This is a genomic window from Paenibacillus sp. ISL-20, from assembly GCF_018613005.1.
Taxonomy (GTDB): domain Bacteria; phylum Bacillota; class Bacilli; order Paenibacillales; family Paenibacillaceae; genus Paenibacillus_AQ.
On the sequence record NZ_JAGGRD010000035.1, the window covers coordinates 182,071 to 198,716 of the forward strand.

At 47.5% G+C, this 16,646-nt stretch carries 14 protein-coding genes; 11 read left to right on the top strand and 3 right to left on the bottom strand.

Going from position 1 to position 16,646, the window contains the following annotated elements; genetic code table 11:
• Positions 1 to 233: 233 nt before the first annotated feature.
• The 11 genes from J7E85_RS20680 to J7E85_RS20730 all read left to right on the top strand — a co-directional run bounded on the left by J7E85_RS20680 (position 234) and on the right by J7E85_RS20730 (position 12,323).
• Entirely contained in the window at positions 234 to 2,543 is a 2,310-nt protein-coding gene (locus J7E85_RS20680) for a helix-turn-helix domain-containing protein (protein WP_215161012.1), read from the top strand.
• 212 nt (positions 2,544 to 2,755) lie between these two features.
• Entirely contained in the window at positions 2,756 to 3,613 is an 858-nt protein-coding gene (locus J7E85_RS20685) for an ABC transporter permease (protein ID WP_251035892.1), read from the top strand.
• Positions 3,614 to 3,629: 16 nt separating this feature from the next.
• Positions 3,630 to 4,526: a carbohydrate ABC transporter permease gene (locus tag J7E85_RS20690; protein WP_215161014.1), complete on the top strand. Its 897-nt coding sequence runs from the start codon at positions 3,630 to 3,632 to the stop codon at positions 4,524 to 4,526.
• Between the two features lie 32 nt (positions 4,527 to 4,558).
• Positions 4,559 to 6,229 (top strand): ABC transporter substrate-binding protein, encoded by a 1,671-nt coding sequence (locus J7E85_RS20695; RefSeq protein WP_215161016.1) that lies wholly within the window; start codon positions 4,559 to 4,561, stop codon positions 6,227 to 6,229.
• A gap of 15 nt (positions 6,230 to 6,244) precedes the next feature.
• Complete coding sequence (locus J7E85_RS20700; protein ID WP_215161018.1) at positions 6,245 to 7,117, top strand: sugar phosphate isomerase/epimerase family protein; 873 nt, start codon at positions 6,245 to 6,247, stop codon at positions 7,115 to 7,117.
• Between the two features lie 330 nt (positions 7,118 to 7,447).
• Positions 7,448 to 7,930: an Rrf2 family transcriptional regulator gene (locus J7E85_RS20705; protein ID WP_215161020.1), complete on the top strand. Its 483-nt coding sequence runs from the start codon at positions 7,448 to 7,450 to the stop codon at positions 7,928 to 7,930.
• 21 nt (positions 7,931 to 7,951) lie between these two features.
• Positions 7,952 to 8,944, top strand: coding sequence for an LLM class flavin-dependent oxidoreductase (locus J7E85_RS20710; protein WP_215161022.1), 993 nt, complete (start codon positions 7,952 to 7,954; stop codon positions 8,942 to 8,944).
• 140 nt (positions 8,945 to 9,084) lie between these two features.
• On the top strand, positions 9,085 to 9,831 hold the full coding sequence (locus J7E85_RS20715; protein ID WP_215161024.1) for a DUF4184 family protein: 747 nt from the start codon (positions 9,085 to 9,087) through the stop codon (positions 9,829 to 9,831).
• Positions 9,832 to 9,862: 31 nt separating this feature from the next.
• Positions 9,863 to 10,717 (top strand): protein phosphatase 2C domain-containing protein, encoded by an 855-nt coding sequence (locus tag J7E85_RS20720; RefSeq protein WP_215161025.1) that lies wholly within the window; start codon positions 9,863 to 9,865, stop codon positions 10,715 to 10,717.
• A 114-nt stretch (positions 10,718 to 10,831) separates the two neighbouring features.
• Complete coding sequence (locus tag J7E85_RS20725) at positions 10,832 to 12,028, top strand: epoxide hydrolase family protein (protein ID WP_215161027.1); 1,197 nt, start codon at positions 10,832 to 10,834, stop codon at positions 12,026 to 12,028.
• Between the two features lie 127 nt (positions 12,029 to 12,155).
• Positions 12,156 to 12,323, top strand: a complete 168-nt coding sequence (locus J7E85_RS20730; RefSeq protein ID WP_215161029.1) for a hypothetical protein — start codon at positions 12,156 to 12,158, stop codon at positions 12,321 to 12,323.
• Between the two features lie 141 nt (positions 12,324 to 12,464).
• On the opposite strand, the gene J7E85_RS20735 is transcribed toward J7E85_RS20730, so the two are convergent.
• Genes J7E85_RS20735 through J7E85_RS20745 form a run of 3 tightly spaced genes read right to left on the bottom strand, consistent with a single transcriptional unit; the run spans position 12,465 to position 16,287 of the window.
• Positions 12,465 to 13,697 (bottom strand): Ger(x)C family spore germination protein, encoded by a 1,233-nt coding sequence (locus J7E85_RS20735; protein ID WP_215161031.1) that lies wholly within the window; start codon positions 13,695 to 13,697, stop codon positions 12,465 to 12,467.
• Positions 13,666 to 15,195, bottom strand: a complete 1,530-nt coding sequence (locus J7E85_RS20740; RefSeq protein ID WP_215161033.1) for a spore germination protein — start codon at positions 15,193 to 15,195, stop codon at positions 13,666 to 13,668. Before J7E85_RS20740 ends, J7E85_RS20735 begins: the two co-directional genes overlap by 32 nt.
• Before the next feature lie 3 nt (positions 15,196 to 15,198).
• Positions 15,199 to 16,287: a GerAB/ArcD/ProY family transporter gene (locus J7E85_RS20745; protein WP_215161035.1), complete on the bottom strand. Its 1,089-nt coding sequence runs from the start codon at positions 16,285 to 16,287 to the stop codon at positions 15,199 to 15,201.
• Between the last annotated feature and the right edge of the window lie 359 nt (positions 16,288 to 16,646).

A 16,646-nucleotide genomic window follows, 5' to 3' on the forward strand; every position in this document is an offset into this window, starting at 1 on the left:
ATAGGGTCTCCTCTCGAAAATGATAGTTTCCTATCCAGTATAAGGGAAGGAGAAGGAGATAACCAATTTACGGATGAAATGCCGACAGTCTCCAAATGATTGTTTATACCAAACTTGTGATGGGAATGGTGTTCAAGATTGACTCTAAAGAGTGCCTTTTGGTCTACTGACTATACGTTGTTTTCTTTGTTATATTGGATCATATCTGAAGAGATGAGAGGGGGAATAAAGCGGTGAAATCCGTTTCCGGGGAGAAGGCAGCGCTGTTGGTTCGATTTTTTATACCGTATGCTGTCATTTTGGTGGGCTCCCTATTGGTTGGATTGTTTGCTTATGGGAAGACCGCAAGGCTTATTGAAAGCGAGACGGTGAGAAGCACCTCCGCCGCTCTGCAGCAAATCCAGGAAGCGCTGGATCAGAGATTTGCCGAAATCGAGAACATGGCACGGCAGATGTCGAGCGAATCGAAGGTGCTGTCTTTTCAATTTGAGAAAGAACCGTTTGTCGGAACAGGTCCTTACCGTCTATGGGACTTGGAAAAGAGTTTGTTTAATTACAAATTGTTCAATCACTTCATTTTGGATTATTACATCGCTTACAGGAACAGCAACATGATCGTTTCACCTCGTAAGGTGTATACGGTGGACCAGTATTATCGTTTACAGCTGCGCTATAACGACCAGTCATTAAGTGAGTGGAAGCAAGCTCTGTTTGGGCAGTATCATTATAAAACGTATGCCCCGGGCCGTTCGGTCGTGTATGAAGGCAAACCTTACTCGGTTGTTAGCTACATGCAATCCTTCGGGAATAAGAGGAGCAGCGGAGTTGTCACTGTACTGATCAACAACATGCAGATTCAGGACATGCTTCGCAAAGTCGATCCGGAACAAGAGGGTTTTGCCTACATAGCGGATCAGAACGGCAACCTGATCAGTTCTATTGGTTTGAAAGAACCGGATATTTTGAAAGCGCTTCCCAAGCGAGGGGGCTACTCCCATATCCGATTGGACGGTCAGGAAATGCTGGTGACGCAATCCACGTCCAAATACAATGGCTGGAGCTATGTATCCGCTCAACCGAAATCTGTGGTGCTGCAAAAGGTAAATTATATCAAACAGCTGACAATGACGATCTTTATCACGGCTCTTCTGCTGGGGCTTGGGATCGCCGGCTATTTTGCATATCGAAGCAGCAGACCATTCCTTAAGATCCTCCAGCTTCTGCCGTCATCGCGTCGGGATGCAAAGCATGTGGTTTCTCGTAACGCCGTTGATTATATCGGACATTCCGTGTCCGAGCTGATCGAGAGCCATGATTCGCTGAAGGAACGGTTGGAAGAGCAGATTCCGATGCTGCGAAATGTTGTGGTTGACAGGCTTCTGAAGGGTAGCTTCACGTCGATGCAGGAGATCGACGCTGCCATGGAACACGCACAAGTCCAACTTCGGGGATCTCACCATGTGGTTGTCCTTCTCTATATTCGGGGATACCAGGAGCCATTTATGGAAGAGATGCTGATGGAGCTCGATATTGTAAAAATCAACCTTCGCGACCGGCTTCAAGCATTATGCAGGGAGGAGGTGCTGCTGCATGATTTTGGTGAAAACCAATTGGTCCTGATCCTGTCGGGAATGGCAGTAGACAACGCGGATTTTATGACACAGATGCGAGCAAATATAAAGGTAATTTACGAGCATTTGAGCGGAATCTCAGATACGGGCTTGTATATGGCTGTGGGCGAGTGCCAGTCCAGCATTGCTGAGTTATACCGTTCCTACGGGGAGGCCAGGTTTGTGCTTCATCATGCAGGATGGAGCGAGAAGGCTCCAATCTTATATCATGCTGAAATGGAAACGCCATCCTTCTCCTATTATTACCCGGCCGATGAAGAGATGAGGTTGATCCAGCTTGTGAAGGCAGGCAATGTGGATGAGACGCAGCAGTTGCTGCTGCAGATCAAGGAGAAGAATAGATCGGAGCGGCAATTGCCGATGGCCGTGGAGAAGCTCCTTGCCCAGGAGCTTAGCGGTACCTTGATGAAATGCTGCGAACCCACAGGGAAGGATGGAAGCGGCAGAACGGAGGAAATGGAAGCTGTCATCCGAGCGTTAAATCCAGTTATGCCTCCAGCCGAAGCCATGAACATTCTCTATACTACCTTTATTCGGCTCTGTCGGAAAAACGAGGAGAGGAAGAAGAGCCATAATGACCATTTAACGAGCCGACTGCTTACCTATATCGAGAGGCACTATGGGGAAAGTGATCTGAGTTTAACCGCGCTCGCCCGGGAAACACGCACCTCTGAGGCTTATGTATCTTACTTCTTTAAGGAGCAAACAGGCTTGAATTTCTCGGACTATCTGGAGCAACTCCGAATGGATGAGGCGAAGCGTGAATTGGCGTCAAGCGACAGGCCGGTAAGTGACATTGCTGCTTCTGTTGGCTATCTCTCACTTAACACCTTCAGCCGTGCATTTAAACGGGTAAACGGCATTAGCGCGACCGAGTATAGACGTCTTCAACGCGCAGAAGAACATGCTTAATCTAAAGAAATGCACAGTGCATGATTGATGAATAACAGTCCATTCTAAAATTTTGAATAATCGACCGGAAACATGAAGATTTACGCTGATCCACGCAGCTGTATATACTCCAATCACGGACCGAATCGGGACGAATCCATTGAAGATTGGAGTGGTAGCCGCTGAGTGGCTGGAAGAGCATCATCCGTAGCTGGCAGCTGTATGCGCTTTTTTTGCTTCCATTATTGTACATCATCATATTCAAGTATGTGCCGATGTACGGCGCGCAGATTGCGTTTAAAGAATTCAACGTCACGAAGGGGATCAACGGAAGTCCATGGGTCGGATTTGCCCAGTTCGAACGCTTCTTTCAATCGCATGAATTCTGGCGATTGCTGAAGAATACGTTCTCCATCAGCTTGTACACACTGATAGCCAGTTTCCCGTTTCCCATTATGCTTGCGCTTGGACTGAATTATGTAAGGAACCGGCGCTTCAAGAACACCGTCCAAATGGTTACATACGCGCCTTATTTTATCTCTCTGGTCGTGCTGGTGGGCTTGATGCTGCAGTTTATGGATCCAAGAACGGGAATCATCAATACGATGCTCGGCTGGATCGGCCTAGGTCCGTTTCATTTCATGGCGGAGGCCTCATGGTTTCAGTCGATCTATGTATGGTCCCATATTTGGCAGAATGTCGGGTTTTCCTGCATCATCTTTTTGGCAACGCTTTCAGGAATTGATCCGGCTCTCCATGAAGCAGCTGTCATGGATGGAGCCACGAAGATGCAGCGGATGCGCCACATTGATCTCCCGGGCATCATGCCCATCGCCATGATTTTACTCATTCTGAATACGGGGCAAATGCTCGAGACCGGCTTCGAGAAAATTCTGTTAATGCAGAATGCACTGAATTTGCGTTCATCCGAAGTCATTGACACGTACGTGTACAAGGTGGGTTTGGTATCCCAAGCAATGAATTTCTCATATGCCACGGCGATTGGGTTGTTTAAAGCGATCATCGGTTTCGTGCTGCTGTTGATCGTGAATCAAACGGCCAAAAAGCTGAAGCAGGAGAGTCTATGGTAAGAAAGGGAGGACTTGTATGCAATCACCTACCATGAAGGAATCCGGCTCGGATCGCGTTTTTACGGTGGTCAACTACGCGATGTTATCCGTTTTCCTAATCATTGTGTTATATCCGTTGATTTATGTAGTCAGCGCCTCATTCAGTTCCAGCAGCGCGGTCTTGTCGGGAAAGGTATGGCTGTGGCCCGTCGAGCCGACCCTCGAAGGCTATCGTGCGGTATTCAAAAATACGATGGTGGTCAAGGGATTCATGAACACGCTGTTCTATACGCTGGCAGGCACGATGATCAATCTCATTCTGTCCGTGTTGGCAGCGTACCCGTTGTCACGCAAAGATTTTCGGGGGCGAAACATGTTCATGCTGCTGTTCGTGTTCACGATGCTGTTTAATGGAGGGCTGATCCCGACCTATCTGCTGGTGAAGGATCTCGGCATGATCGACACGATATGGTCGATGCTGATTCCGGGGGCGCTGTCGGTGTGGAATGTCATCATCATGCGCACGTATTTCCAGACAACCATCCCGCAGGAACTGCTGGAGGCTTCACAGTTGGACGGCTGCACCGATTTTCGCTTCCTATGGCGCATCGTGCTGCCGCTTTCGGGTCCGATCTTGGCCGTCATCGCCTTGTTCTATGCCGTTGGCCATTGGAATCAATATTTCAATGCGATGATTTATTTGAAGAGCGCGGAGTTGTACCCGCTCCAGCTCGTGCTTCGCGATATTCTGGTGCAGAACGAGGTGAATATCGAAATGCTCGGCGATGCCAAAACCGCTGCGGCCCGGCAAGGGCTGCGGGAACTGCTGAAATATTCGCTGATCGTGGTGACCTCGGTACCGCTGTTGATCGTATATCCGTTTTTGCAGAAGTTTTTTGTTAAAGGGGTCATGATCGGTTCATTAAAAGGATAAGACATCCAACAATATCAGGAGGGCGGGACGTTATGAGAAAAAAAACACGGATTTTCATGGGGGCTTTCACTGCATTCAGTATTCTTCTTGCAGGTTGTACGGGTTCACAAAGCCCAAAGGGCTCGGATGAGGGGCAGAATGCGGGTACCGAACCCATCGCATTATCCGAACCGGGAACTTATCCGCTGGTTCAAGAGAGAACCACGTTAAAGGTGATGGTGCGGGGAAATCCGCTGGTCGAAAATTTTGAAACGAATGAATTCACAAAGTGGTACGAGGAAAAAACGAATGTACACATCGAATGGGAGGTCGTTCCGGAGCAGAGCATACAGGAGAAGCTGAATCTCGTTCTTGCCAGCGAGGATTATCCCGATGTCATTATGGGTTTGAATATTTCGCCGGCGCAGCAGATGATATACGGCTCACAGGGCGCCTTTCTTCCGTTGAATGACTTGATTGAGAAACAGGGACCGAATACGAAGAAAGTATTCCAGGATAATCCGGAGATCCAATCCACAATAACGGCGCTGGACGGCAATATTTATGCGCTTCCGGAAGTGAATGAATGCTATCACTGTTCCATGAGCCAGAAAATGTGGATATACGAGCCTTGGCTGAAAAAACTCAATCTGGAGATGCCGGAAACCACGGATGAGCTGTACGAGGTACTGAAAGCTTTTAAGGATCAAGACCCGAACGGGAATGGCATTCAGGATGAGATTCCATTGTCGATTTCCCCGAAATCCTGGAGCTCCTCCATCGATGCGTTCCTGTTGAACTCCTTCATCTATAATCCGGTTTACGGCTCAAGTTACAAGCATATATTCATAAAAGACGACAAGCTCGACGTCGCCTTCAACAAACCGGAGTGGAGGGAAGGCTTGCGATATATGAATAAGCTGTACGCTGAGGGACTGCTCGCTCCGGAGTCTTTCACGCAGGATGACAATCAGTTGATACAGATCGGCGAGAACCCGGATACCGTGCTTCTTGGCGCTTCAACCGGCGGCCACCAGGGTATATTTACCCAACTCCTCGGCGAAAGCGGAAGATGGTTGGAATATAAGACCGTGCCGCCACTCAAGGGACCGAATGGAGTTCGCTATGCTGCTCTGGATTCCACCGGATTGAATCCGGGTGCATTTGTCATCACGAAGAAGGCCAAGCATCCTGAGCTTGCCCTGCGATGGGCGGATGGGCTGTACGAACGGGAGCATACGCTGCGAAGTGTGTATGGTCGCCCGGACGAGGAATGGCGGGAAGCGAAGGACGGAGAGATCGGCATCAACGGAGAGCCCGCGGTCTGGTCAGAGCTGAAGTCTTATGGTACGGTGCAGAATATAGCCTGGATTCAAACCGGTCCGAGTCTGCGGACGAATGATTTCCGCCTTAGCGCCGTTGCCAAAGGGGACGACGATCTGGAAGTCATTCTGTATAATGAAACAAAAAATAAATACGAACCCCACAAACCAACCGATGTCAGCACCGTGCCGCCGTTATTTCTGACCAACGAGCAGGCGTCCGAGGTAGCGGATCTGTCCAAGACGATCAATGATTATGTTGATGAAATGATGGCCCGCTTCGTGATCGGCGATGCCGATCTGGATAAGGACTGGGATGGTTACGTTAAGCAATTGGAAGCAATGAACGTAGCCCGCTATCTGGAAATTTATCAGGAAGCGTATGATGGAAGAAGCAAATAAAGGAGGGATTGCAGGATGAGAGTTGGCGTAAGCACCTACAGTTTGCTGCCCGCTATCCGTGCAGGAGAGATGACGGTGCTGGATGTGGTGGATTGGATCGCTGAGAACGGAGGGCAGCACATGGAGATCGTACCCTACGGATATACGCTGGAGGACAATCCGGGGCTTGCCAATGCGGTGCGTGAGCGGGCGGCGAAAGTCGGCATCACGTTATCCAACTATTCGATGCCCGCTAATTTTGTTCAGGAGAGCCGGGACGCCTTCGATGCGGAGGTTGAGCGGATCAAGCGCCATGTCGATACGGTGAATCGGTTAGGAATGAAGCATATGCGTCATGACGTGACGGCCTTCACGCTGCCGCCGGAGAAGATGGGCATTGATTATGTGGAAACCCATCTGGATATGATTGTGGAAGGCTGTCGGCTCATAGCAGATTACGCAGACCGTTATGGTATTACGACCACGATCGAGAACCATGGCGTGAGCGTACAGGCGAGCGATCGTGTACAGCGTGTGCTTCAGGCTGTCGACCGCCCGAACTTCAAGACGACGCTGGATATCGGGAACTTTCTATGTGTTGACGAGCAGCCGATGGTTGGTGTGAAACGAAACTTACCGTTTGCCTCGCTCATCCATGTGAAAGACTTCTATTATCGTCCGTTTGATCAGGACCCGGGTGGGGGGAAATGGTTCAGAACATCCCACGGCAATTACCTTCGAGGCTCGATCTTCGGCCAGGGTGATATCGATGTTCGCCGGATTCTGCGTCTCATTAAGACTGAAGGTTATGACGGATATATTACGCTGGAATTCGAAGGTATGGAAGAATGCCGGGAAGGAACCCGGCTGGGTCTGGACAATCTGAAGCGATTATGGGACGAAGCGTAGGTGGATGCGTTGCGGAAATCAAATGCTCATGGCGAAATATACATGGAATAACAGAACAGCCTGAAAGTCGCGCCTAGCGCGACTTTTTTATTTATGAGACCTTGAGTAAGAGGCGTTTATTTCATCATATGAACTAATGACTTGGCACTTGGGTATAGATTGGTTGCATTCCTCATTTTGCATCAGATCGGAAATGATTTTACAATCGGTTCGAATTCATATAAGATATAACGTGGATAATGTTTATCGTCTTTAGTCGTGAATGGATAGATGCGTGTGTAGTTTAGATAACGAACGATCCGTTATTTTCGTGAATTGAGGTGCTGTAAGATGCATATGAAAACCGGCGTGGAACAGTCGGTGTATGCCCTGGTTCTATTGAATATGCTGCCTGACAAGGCGGTACTGCCCGGGGAAGCGATTAGCCAGCAACTGGGGACATCGGCAACCTATTTTCAGAAACTGTTAAGGAAGCTGGTAACAGCAGACATCATCACATCAGTACCCGGTATCAAGGGCGGTTTTAGATTAAAAAAGAAACCGGAGGATATCCGTGTATATGACGTATATCTCGCAGTGGAAGGGCAGCAGTCCCTCTATTCGTGCAACGGAATTTTGGTAGACATGCTGGATTTGGAAAAAGAAGAAAGCTGCTGCCTGTTATCCGATTTAATGGAGGAAGCGGAATCCTCCTGGAAGGCTGTATTAAAGCGGGAGACGATTGCTTCGCTGTCAGAGGAGATGTGCGGTGAACGCTTTAAGGATAAGGTTGCGGCTTTAGAGGAATGGATCAACAACAAAATGGTCATCTAACCGAGGAAGGGATGAAATTTCATGAGACTAAGCGTATTGGATCAGGCACCTGTAACAAGCGGCAACACAGCGGAAGGCGCCTTGAAAAAAGCGGAAGAACTGGCTATTCTGGCAGATGAATTGGGATACAGCCGAATGTGGATGGCCGAGCATCATGGGGGAAATACGTTTGCCAGCTCCGCACCCGAAGTGACGGCAGCCCGGCTTGCGGCAAAAACCGATCGGATTCGTATCGGTACCGGCGGCGTCATGATGATGCATTATTCTCCCCTTAAACTCGCAGAAGTGTTTAAGACGTTAAGTGCTTTTACTCCGGGCAGAATTGATTTCGGTGTAGGACGAGCGCCAGGCGGTGATACAAGTGCGATGTACGCTTTGTCTGAAGGGCGGCAGCTGATGCTTCATAACATGTATGATAAGCTGGCCGTAACCATGCAGCTCCTTCGTGATGAGGTCCCGGAAGATGAGCTGTATGCCAAAAACGCCGCTGCTCCAACCGAAGTTGCCCTGCCGGAAGTGTGGCTGCTCGGCTCCAGCGGCAACAGTGCCTTAAAAGCGGCTCAGATGGGGGTCGGGTACTCCTTCGCGCAATTCTTTAACGGAGCGATGAGCAACGAGATATTAGATCATTACCGCGATAACTACCAGCCATCCATATTCATGGAAAAGCCGGAGATTAACGTATCCTATATGGTGACAACGGCCGAAACGAAGGAAGAAGCCGAGTATGAAGCGCTGCCGCAGGATATTTTTCGATTGATGATGAGCAAGGGCCGGATTACGCAGGTGCTGACGCCCGAAGAAGCTCAGAATGTGTCCTTAACGGAAATCGACCGGATGGCTATCCAGGAAGGCCGCAAGATTCATCTTGTGGGAGCGGTAAAAGATATCGCGGCACGCTTACAAGAAGAGCAAGCGCACTACCGATTCCAGGAAGCGATGATATGCAGCATTCCGCATTCGCAGGAAAAGCGGCTGGAGGTTTATCGCCTGCTTGCACGCGAGCTGCTGTAATCATTTAGGGTTGCGAGGGGATAGGCGGATGCCTGTCCCTTTATTTAATTGGTGAAATTATCGTACCTCTGACGAGTGCGTAGATGCTAGAATAGTAAAAAATAGATTTTTTTCTTATGACGCAGCAGTTAGGAGATTTTATGCCGTTTACATTCGCTCATCCCGTCATCACGATGCCTTGGTGGAAGAAGAAATCGCTTCCGGTGTCAGCTCTTATTATCGGCTGTATGGCGCCGGATTTTGAATATTTTGTCCGATTTCGAGCGGCTGGCGTATGGAGCCACGAGGGTCCTGGTATCTTGCTGTTCAATCTTCCCATGATCTTGCTCCTGTATGTTATATTCGAGGCAGTGATAAGACCCGTTCTATTCGCATATTTGCCTTCCTGGTTCCCCTACCGCTGGAATCGGGAAGGGAAGCTGCCGGCCTCTCTTAAGGGTTGGCTTACTGTACTTCTCGTCGGATTGGTAGGCGTTGGCACACATCTGCTATGGGATCAGTTTACGCACAAGGGCGCCTGGATCGTCAATCAGATTCCCTTCCTCACCCAATTGATACATATCGGCCCCGTACAAATTCCGGTGTATAAATTATGTCAGCATGGCAGTAGTCTGTTTGGGTTGATCCTGATCTTATGCTGGATTCATCGCCACTTGTATGTAGCATCAACGCAAAGAGATCATTCGTATCCGGTTCTACCTTTTTGGTGTGTATTTGTGGTGATCTATATTCTGGTTATGCTCATGGCCATGATGACGGTTGTTGATGGTGAAGGGATGACGTTTGTATTACAGCTTGTCGTTCCGGCAATCAGCAGCTTCCTAATCGCACTGCTTATAACGTGTCTTGCATTTTATAGCGCTGCAAGGCGTAAATTGCAAATCTAGTAAATAAAATTAGATCAACAGGAGGATGGTTATGGTAACCGTTGAGCAATTCACGCATAGGGGAATCCATTTCTTGAATGAAGATGCGCTTGTCATAAACGAGCGAGCCGCAGTGTATGGCGTGTTAGATGGGGTTTCATCCATCGTCCCATACCTCAGCGACAAGAAGGAAACCGGAGGTTACATCGCTGCTCAAGCCGTGAAGAACTACTTCGAATCACTGGACCGGGTCGAACAGCTTACGGAGCATGCTGCGGCAGCGAACCAAAAGCTAAGAGAACTTATGCTGCAAGCCAATATCAACATGGAGAAAAAAGACGGGCTTTGGGGTACTGCTCTTGCTCTTGTACGAATTCAAGAGGATCGCGTGGAATTTATACAGACAGGCGACTGCATGATTCTTGCCGTATACCAAGATGGGGAGGTTCGCCCGTTAACCTGGAGACAAGTCGCTCATTTAGAATCTCCGGCCATCGCAAAATGGGAGCAGGGCGTGAATAAGGGATTGTTCAATCAAAAAGATCTCCATGGGACGGTTATTGATATCATCAGGGAGAATCGCTTTCAAAGTAATATAAATGGGGGTTATGGAGTACTGAACGGGGAGGCCCATGCCGTTCACTTTCTCGAATGCGGAAAGATCAACAGGTCACGATTAAAGCACGTAATCTTGTTAACGGATGGTCTATTCTGGCCTGAGAGCGATGTACCGAGTGATCGATCCTATTGGGATTATATCGCGCAGCGGATCCTCGAAAAGGGCGTTGAGCAGTATGCACTTGAATTACTAGAGATCGAAGAGGCTGACCCTGAGTGCTTAACATATGCAAGATTCAAAAAATCCGACGATAAAACAGGCATGGTGCTTCACTTTAACAACCCATAGTTGGTCAATGAGGCATCCTCACCTTATGAGAATTCTTCCCCCGAAACACTGACACAATGTCGTCAGTGTTTCGCTTTTATAATGAAGTGAAAATCGAGAGTGAGGTTAAATTATATGTCTGATTATAAGGATGATATCAAGTACCAGGGTTCGGAAGCTTCCGTTCGGCCCTTCCGTATTCACATACCTCAAAAGGACATCGACGATCTTCAGACTCGTATTGCCCATACCCGTTGGCCTTCCCAGTTACCTGGAGGCGCATGGAATCGCGGGATTCCGGTTGCATATCTTAAAGAGCTCGTGGATTACTGGCAGAAGGAATACGACTGGCGCGAATATGAGCAGAAACTGAATGCGTTCCCGCAATTTATGACCGACATTGAGGGGCAGCCGATCCATTTTCTACACGTGTGTTCTCCTGAGCCGAATGCCTTGCCATTGATCATGACGCATAGCTGGCCGAACTCCATTGTCGAATTCATGAATATCATTGGTCCTTTAAGCAATCCCAGAGCGTTTGGTGCCGATCCTAGCATGGCATTTCACATCGTGGCACCTTCGCTTCCGGGGTTCGGCTTCTCCGCTTTTTCTGAGCCGGCAGATGGAACACCGTGGAGCATCAAACGCGTCGCCAGAGCTTGGGCCGAATTGATGCGCAGGCTCGGTTATGATTCTTACGGTGCCCATGGAAACGATGCAGGTGCATTAGTTTCCCCGGAGCTGGCTATCCTTGATGCTGAACACATGATCGGTGTTCATATTACTGGAGGGTTGGGTATCCCTAAGGGAGACCCGAGTGAACTGGAAGGATTTAGCGCGGAAGAACTGGCTGAAGTTACGCACATGGCTGAGCTATTTGCAGGAGGCAGCGGTTATGCCCCTTATCTGTCCAACCGGCCACAGACGCTCAGTTATGGACTTAACGACTCACCGATGGCCGAACTGGCTTATCTTATTGAGCGGTTTAAGGAGTTTGATGGTTGGCCAAGTAACTCGGAGGAAATCCAGCCTGAACCTATCGACAAAGATCTGCTGCTCACGAACGCAACGTTATATTGGCTGACGGAAACCGCGGCTTCTTCGTCCTGGACCTATTATGAAGGGGCAGCTGGGATGCCAACAGATCAAAAGAAAGTACCGACAGGGGTTTCTCATGGGGGAGGTTCAGTATTCAGGCGAATTGCCGAAGCCAAAAACAACATCGTCCACTGGTCGAATCGGGAAAGCGGCAGTCATATGGTTGCTATGGCGGCTCCGGATTCGCTCGTACAGGATATCAGAGTATTTTTCAACAAACTTTGCAGCCTTTAACTACGTTATGTAAGAATATACAATACAATCCGTCTCAAGAAAACGAGATCAGCGTGCTTTGCCTAACAACATATTCATGTCCAATTCATATTTTATGGTAATGGCATGGAAGCGGGAGGTATGTAGTATGAGCCAAGGAACGCAAAGAAAACGCAGACAAGGAAATTCGAAAAAAGCGACGGTTAAACAATTGGCGTTTATTGCAGCCATTTTAATATTGATTGCCTCAGCTATAGGCCTCTACGTTGCGTATGATGATTTGTTCGAGGAAGACGGCGTTGAAGTTGTCGTGTAACTAAAAGTGTTTAAACAATCCGATCCCAGAACGTTTATTTATCTTGATCATAAATAGCATGGAATTCCCACTTCAATACAAAGGCAGCCGTTCTTGATCATTAGAACAGGCTGCCTTTGACATAGATCTTTTTATGCTGAATTAGGAGTTTGGTTCGTTTTTGGTTGTTGGGGTAATCGGACCTTTATGATGAGGCAGCAGCTTCATGCCGGCGTGATCCAGATGGACTTCAACATGAACGGTTTCCAGTGCGCCTGCTTCAATCGGTTGGGCAGAGGACTGACTGATTTTTTTCCACAACTTGGAGTCCTTCCTGAACAAAACGTGCTGCAAGCCGAATAGGTCCGTTTTTGAAGTTACCCCATTTTTAAACGTATTCAAAATTTCCTCTCGCACTCCCTTAGCTGCCTGTATTTCGATTTCAGTCTTGGTCATGTCGTCGAGAGCTTCATCCACGCTTCCATGTAACCTGACGCTAACGTGGTATTTAGGCACACCGTTGACAATGCTTAGTTTCTTGCGGATTTTAGGGTTCGATAAAACCACGACGCCTGCTATTTCACCACGCGTATTTGTGATGGTGATGTGAGAACGTTTGGTATCTTCATCAAGCCAGCGCAAACCGGTGAGCTTGTCATTGGTGAATAAGCCATTCGATACCCCTTTAGATATAGCAAACACTCCGTTCATCATCAATTTTGGATTTTCCTTTTGGTTTAAGCTCCATGTCTTTTTATCGATCGTGAGATTTGGAAGCAATACCGTCCAGCCCGGTTCAGTCATCAATGCCATGAAATCGAAGTATCGAATGGGTTCGGTATAGGATCTTTGTTTATATTCCTCAGCGGGTTCATGGGCGATTGTATTTAATGGAGAGAGGTTGAAAAACGCTGGGACATTAAACAATTGTTCGATCGAATCCTTTGTGCCAAATACCCACGGAGTCATTCGAACCTCTTGATAACGGCCGATGGTATCCAGTTTGGTTAGGACATTCGATTTCAATACGTTCTCACTAACAAGAATACAGGAGATATGACTCCAGATCGTGCGTTCCTGGGAAGAATTATATATAGCATTGATCGCCATGTCCAAGGTCTTGCCCTTCGTTTTGGAGGTCCATATTTGGGAGGGCTTTTGTGCCTTACCCGTTTCGCTTTTGGCTACGGATGTGAAATCCATCATTTGGGTGTAAACAATAAAGTTCCCGTCCTCTTGATCGATTCCAATAGCCGTGATGTAATTGATGTCTTGTATTTCTTTGATGTCCCAGCAACCTGTTAACATATTGAGCAACACCATTAACCATATTAATTTTATGATTCTGACGCAGGTTGTCATCTCATGTAGGTTCCCTTTCTTCAGATGTGTCATCTATCGTTTGAAACATTTGCGGTCGTTTTTTGTTGAAAGCCCAAGGTTTTTTCAAGAGGGCATTGAGCAGATCTTTGATGGTTAATGGCGATAAAGGAGCTAAATACGGAAGACCGAAGGATTCCAACACAGAGAGGTATGCAATGAGACTTAGTATTCCAATGAAGAATCCGAGCATACCCAGCAAGGAGGACCAGATTAGCACATATAGACGAATAATGCTGACCGTCCCACTTAGCGTCTGATTGACCAAAGTAAAAGTCGCAACCGCGGTCGTTGCAGATACAACCAGCATGGTTGGTGAAGTAAGGCCCGCACGGATGGCGGCATCACCAATAATCAGACCGCCTAAAACTGCGATGGTTTGACCAACAGCTTTAGGAAGTCTGACCCCGGCCTCTCTGAACAATTCGAACATGCCCAGCATCAACAAGATCTCCATAGGCCCGGACAGCGGAAGCCCGAATCGGGAAACGGTAACGGTCGCTAGAAGCAGAAAGGGGAGTTGATCCATGTTGTAGCTTGTCAGGGCAATCCAAAATCCCGGTAGCATAATGGCGAGAAAGAGACCCAGCAGCCTGAGAAGTCGCTCAAAGATGACAAAGTAGTAAGGAAAATAGGAATCTTCAGGCGTTTTTAATAATTCCAATAAATTGCAAGGTGCAATTAATGCCATTGGCGAACCATCCACAAGAATCACGAAACGCCCTTTAAGCAAGCACTCCACTACAAAATCCGGCCTGCCAATATAGTCCATTAGCGGAAACAGGGAGAGAGTAGAATCGGAAAGAGCCTCCTCCAGTTGGCCGCTGGTTACGAGTGCATCGACTTTGATGCCTTTTAATCGCTCCTTAGCCTCGTTGACTACTTCAGGGCGTATAATATCGGAAATATACAGAAGCGCAACTCGAGTCTGACTGCGAACGCCGATGATCAATTGTTCATTGTGGAGTGTTGCCGTGCGAAGTCTTTTTCGGATCAGTGCCACATTTGTAATAATATCCTCCGTAAAGGCGTCTCTCGCCCCTTTGATGGCCACCTCGGTATTGGATTCCTCAGGCTGTCTATTCGGACGCGCTGCGATATCGATGGAATAAAAGCATTGTTCTGTTGAGAAAAACAGCAGCATTCGACCTTCAAACAGAAGCTTAACAACATCGGCATGCTCGCTAATTTCACTCCATTCCATCGATTTATCCAGTGCTCTGGCTAGTGATTCAAAATCTTTGAAGTGATCCAGCTTTTCTTCCAGGTCCGGCAGTACATATAGAGTTATCACCGTGGCATCAACCATGCCTTCGCTGTAGATCAGCAAAGCAGGAATCGCACTAACACTCTTTGTAGGGAAGGATTTGATGACAACGTCCGAGGAAGAGGCAAACATGGAGCGCAGGGTATTCTCATCCAATGTATCGAAAGCAGGCTTACGGTCAACTGCAAACCGGGCTTGTTTTGATTGTCGACGGAACATTCGATTTCGGTGTGTGTGATGTGTCATCGTCTACCCGCCCCCTTTTGTTTTAGGTTTAAATGTTACCATGATCGCAATGAATAGCGTCAGCGCTGACACGAAGCCAAGAAATGCAATGGAGTATTTACCCAGAACGAATAACTCGACTTGTCTATCGATTACCGGAATTAACGAGAGGCCAGACAATGCGACACCTATCCCTAACAGATACCAAAAGCGTCTCTTGGATTTTTTGAAGGATATACCGTCCGCCATAATAAACAGGAACAATGAAATACGGATTAATGCGCCAGATATCCATTGGTATAGAGCCAGAAAATCGACATGCGTTATATATTTCGTAATGGTAACCAGCATCCACTGTTCGTATGCGGGATAGCGGGATTCCATGGCGGGAACAGGACCGAATGTGGCGATAGCTCCCATCAATGGTCCGAGCGTGAGTCCGCCTAGAAGAACGGATAATATAACAATCGAGAGGTATTTCATCTTTCGCTTCATGTGATGCTGAAGAAAGATCAATACAATCATCTCCATAAATCCGCCGCCGGCTACGATCATGCTCTTGAGCATAGGGGTGTAACCTTCCACGAATAGCGGTGTCAACAATGTATAGTCCTTATATTGAAGATTCGACACAGCTACAAAATGGCCCAATACCCACACAATGGGAAGTAAGATCCCGGATATGATAGCTATCGAGCGAATCCCGTTATTTGCCACATATACGCATAGCAAAATAATGGTCAGTGAGACGACCATTTTGGGTGTTTGCGGCAGGTAGGTGACCTGAATCCATGTCGTTGTTTCTCTTAATATGACCATGGACATCCAAAAGAAATAGAGTGTCATGATACTCACAAATATCCAACCGATGACCGGACCAAATCCATCTTTGAACCAGGCGAATATGGATTGTTGCTGTGTTCGTTTCATGATAAAGAACAAAATGTAGACCCAGCCAATATGCAGGATCATGGTCAGCAGGGTCCCCATCCATGCGTCACGGCCCGCGTACTGCAGAAGAAGCGGAATCAGGATTACATGATTGGTGATACCCAAGGACAACAGCATGATGAAGTAGACCTCGATCAATGATATCTTTTTGTTAGTGGGCATTATACTAATCTCCAAGTGAGGGAATACATGCTAATCGATATAGTGAGTATTCACCATTTTCTGCTTTTTATGTATGAGTGGAAGAAGTACAACCATCGTGTCGCTGGATTCGTTTAGTTCGAGTTTCTGTCGAATGGATGTGGTTTTTGCGATTACCCAAGAAATAATCAGGGGAAATCATCTGTCTGCTAATTAGCGAAACATCGAAAATAGGGTTGGCAATTGTGTGGAGTGTGGGTTTTTACTGCTCTAAGAAAATGATTTCTATCCAGTAACCTTCCTATGGATATACCGTTGACTGCTATTATTTAATGTGATTAATTAATTTAATTAATGACATTAAATATAATCAATGAATG

Bases quoted from the DNA above. Each gene is read 5' to 3' on its own strand.
- J7E85_RS20690 (WP_215161014.1), top strand. From the start codon at position 3,630: ATGCAATCACCTACCATGAAGGAATCCGGCTCGGATCGCGTTTTTACG.
- J7E85_RS20695 (WP_215161016.1), top strand. From the start codon at position 4,559: ATGAGAAAAAAAACACGGATTTTCATGGGGGCTTTCACTGCATTCAGT.
- J7E85_RS20700 (WP_215161018.1), top strand. From the start codon at position 6,245: ATGAGAGTTGGCGTAAGCACCTACAGTTTGCTGCCCGCTATCCGTGCA.
- J7E85_RS20705 (WP_215161020.1), top strand. From the start codon at position 7,448: ATGCATATGAAAACCGGCGTGGAACAGTCGGTGTATGCCCTGGTTCTA.
- J7E85_RS20710 (WP_215161022.1), top strand. From the start codon at position 7,952: ATGAGACTAAGCGTATTGGATCAGGCACCTGTAACAAGCGGCAACACA.
- J7E85_RS20715 (WP_215161024.1), top strand. From the start codon at position 9,085: ATGCCGTTTACATTCGCTCATCCCGTCATCACGATGCCTTGGTGGAAG.
- J7E85_RS20720 (WP_215161025.1), top strand. From the start codon at position 9,863: ATGGTAACCGTTGAGCAATTCACGCATAGGGGAATCCATTTCTTGAAT.
- J7E85_RS20725 (WP_215161027.1), top strand. From the start codon at position 10,832: ATGTCTGATTATAAGGATGATATCAAGTACCAGGGTTCGGAAGCTTCC.
- J7E85_RS20730 (WP_215161029.1), top strand. From the start codon at position 12,156: ATGAGCCAAGGAACGCAAAGAAAACGCAGACAAGGAAATTCGAAAAAA.
- J7E85_RS20735 (WP_215161031.1), bottom strand. From the start codon at position 13,697: ATGACACATCTGAAGAAAGGGAACCTACATGAGATGACAACCTGCGTC.
- J7E85_RS20740 (WP_215161033.1), bottom strand. From the start codon at position 15,195: ATGACACATCACACACACCGAAATCGAATGTTCCGTCGACAATCAAAA.
- J7E85_RS20745 (WP_215161035.1), bottom strand. From the start codon at position 16,287: ATGCCCACTAACAAAAAGATATCATTGATCGAGGTCTACTTCATCATG.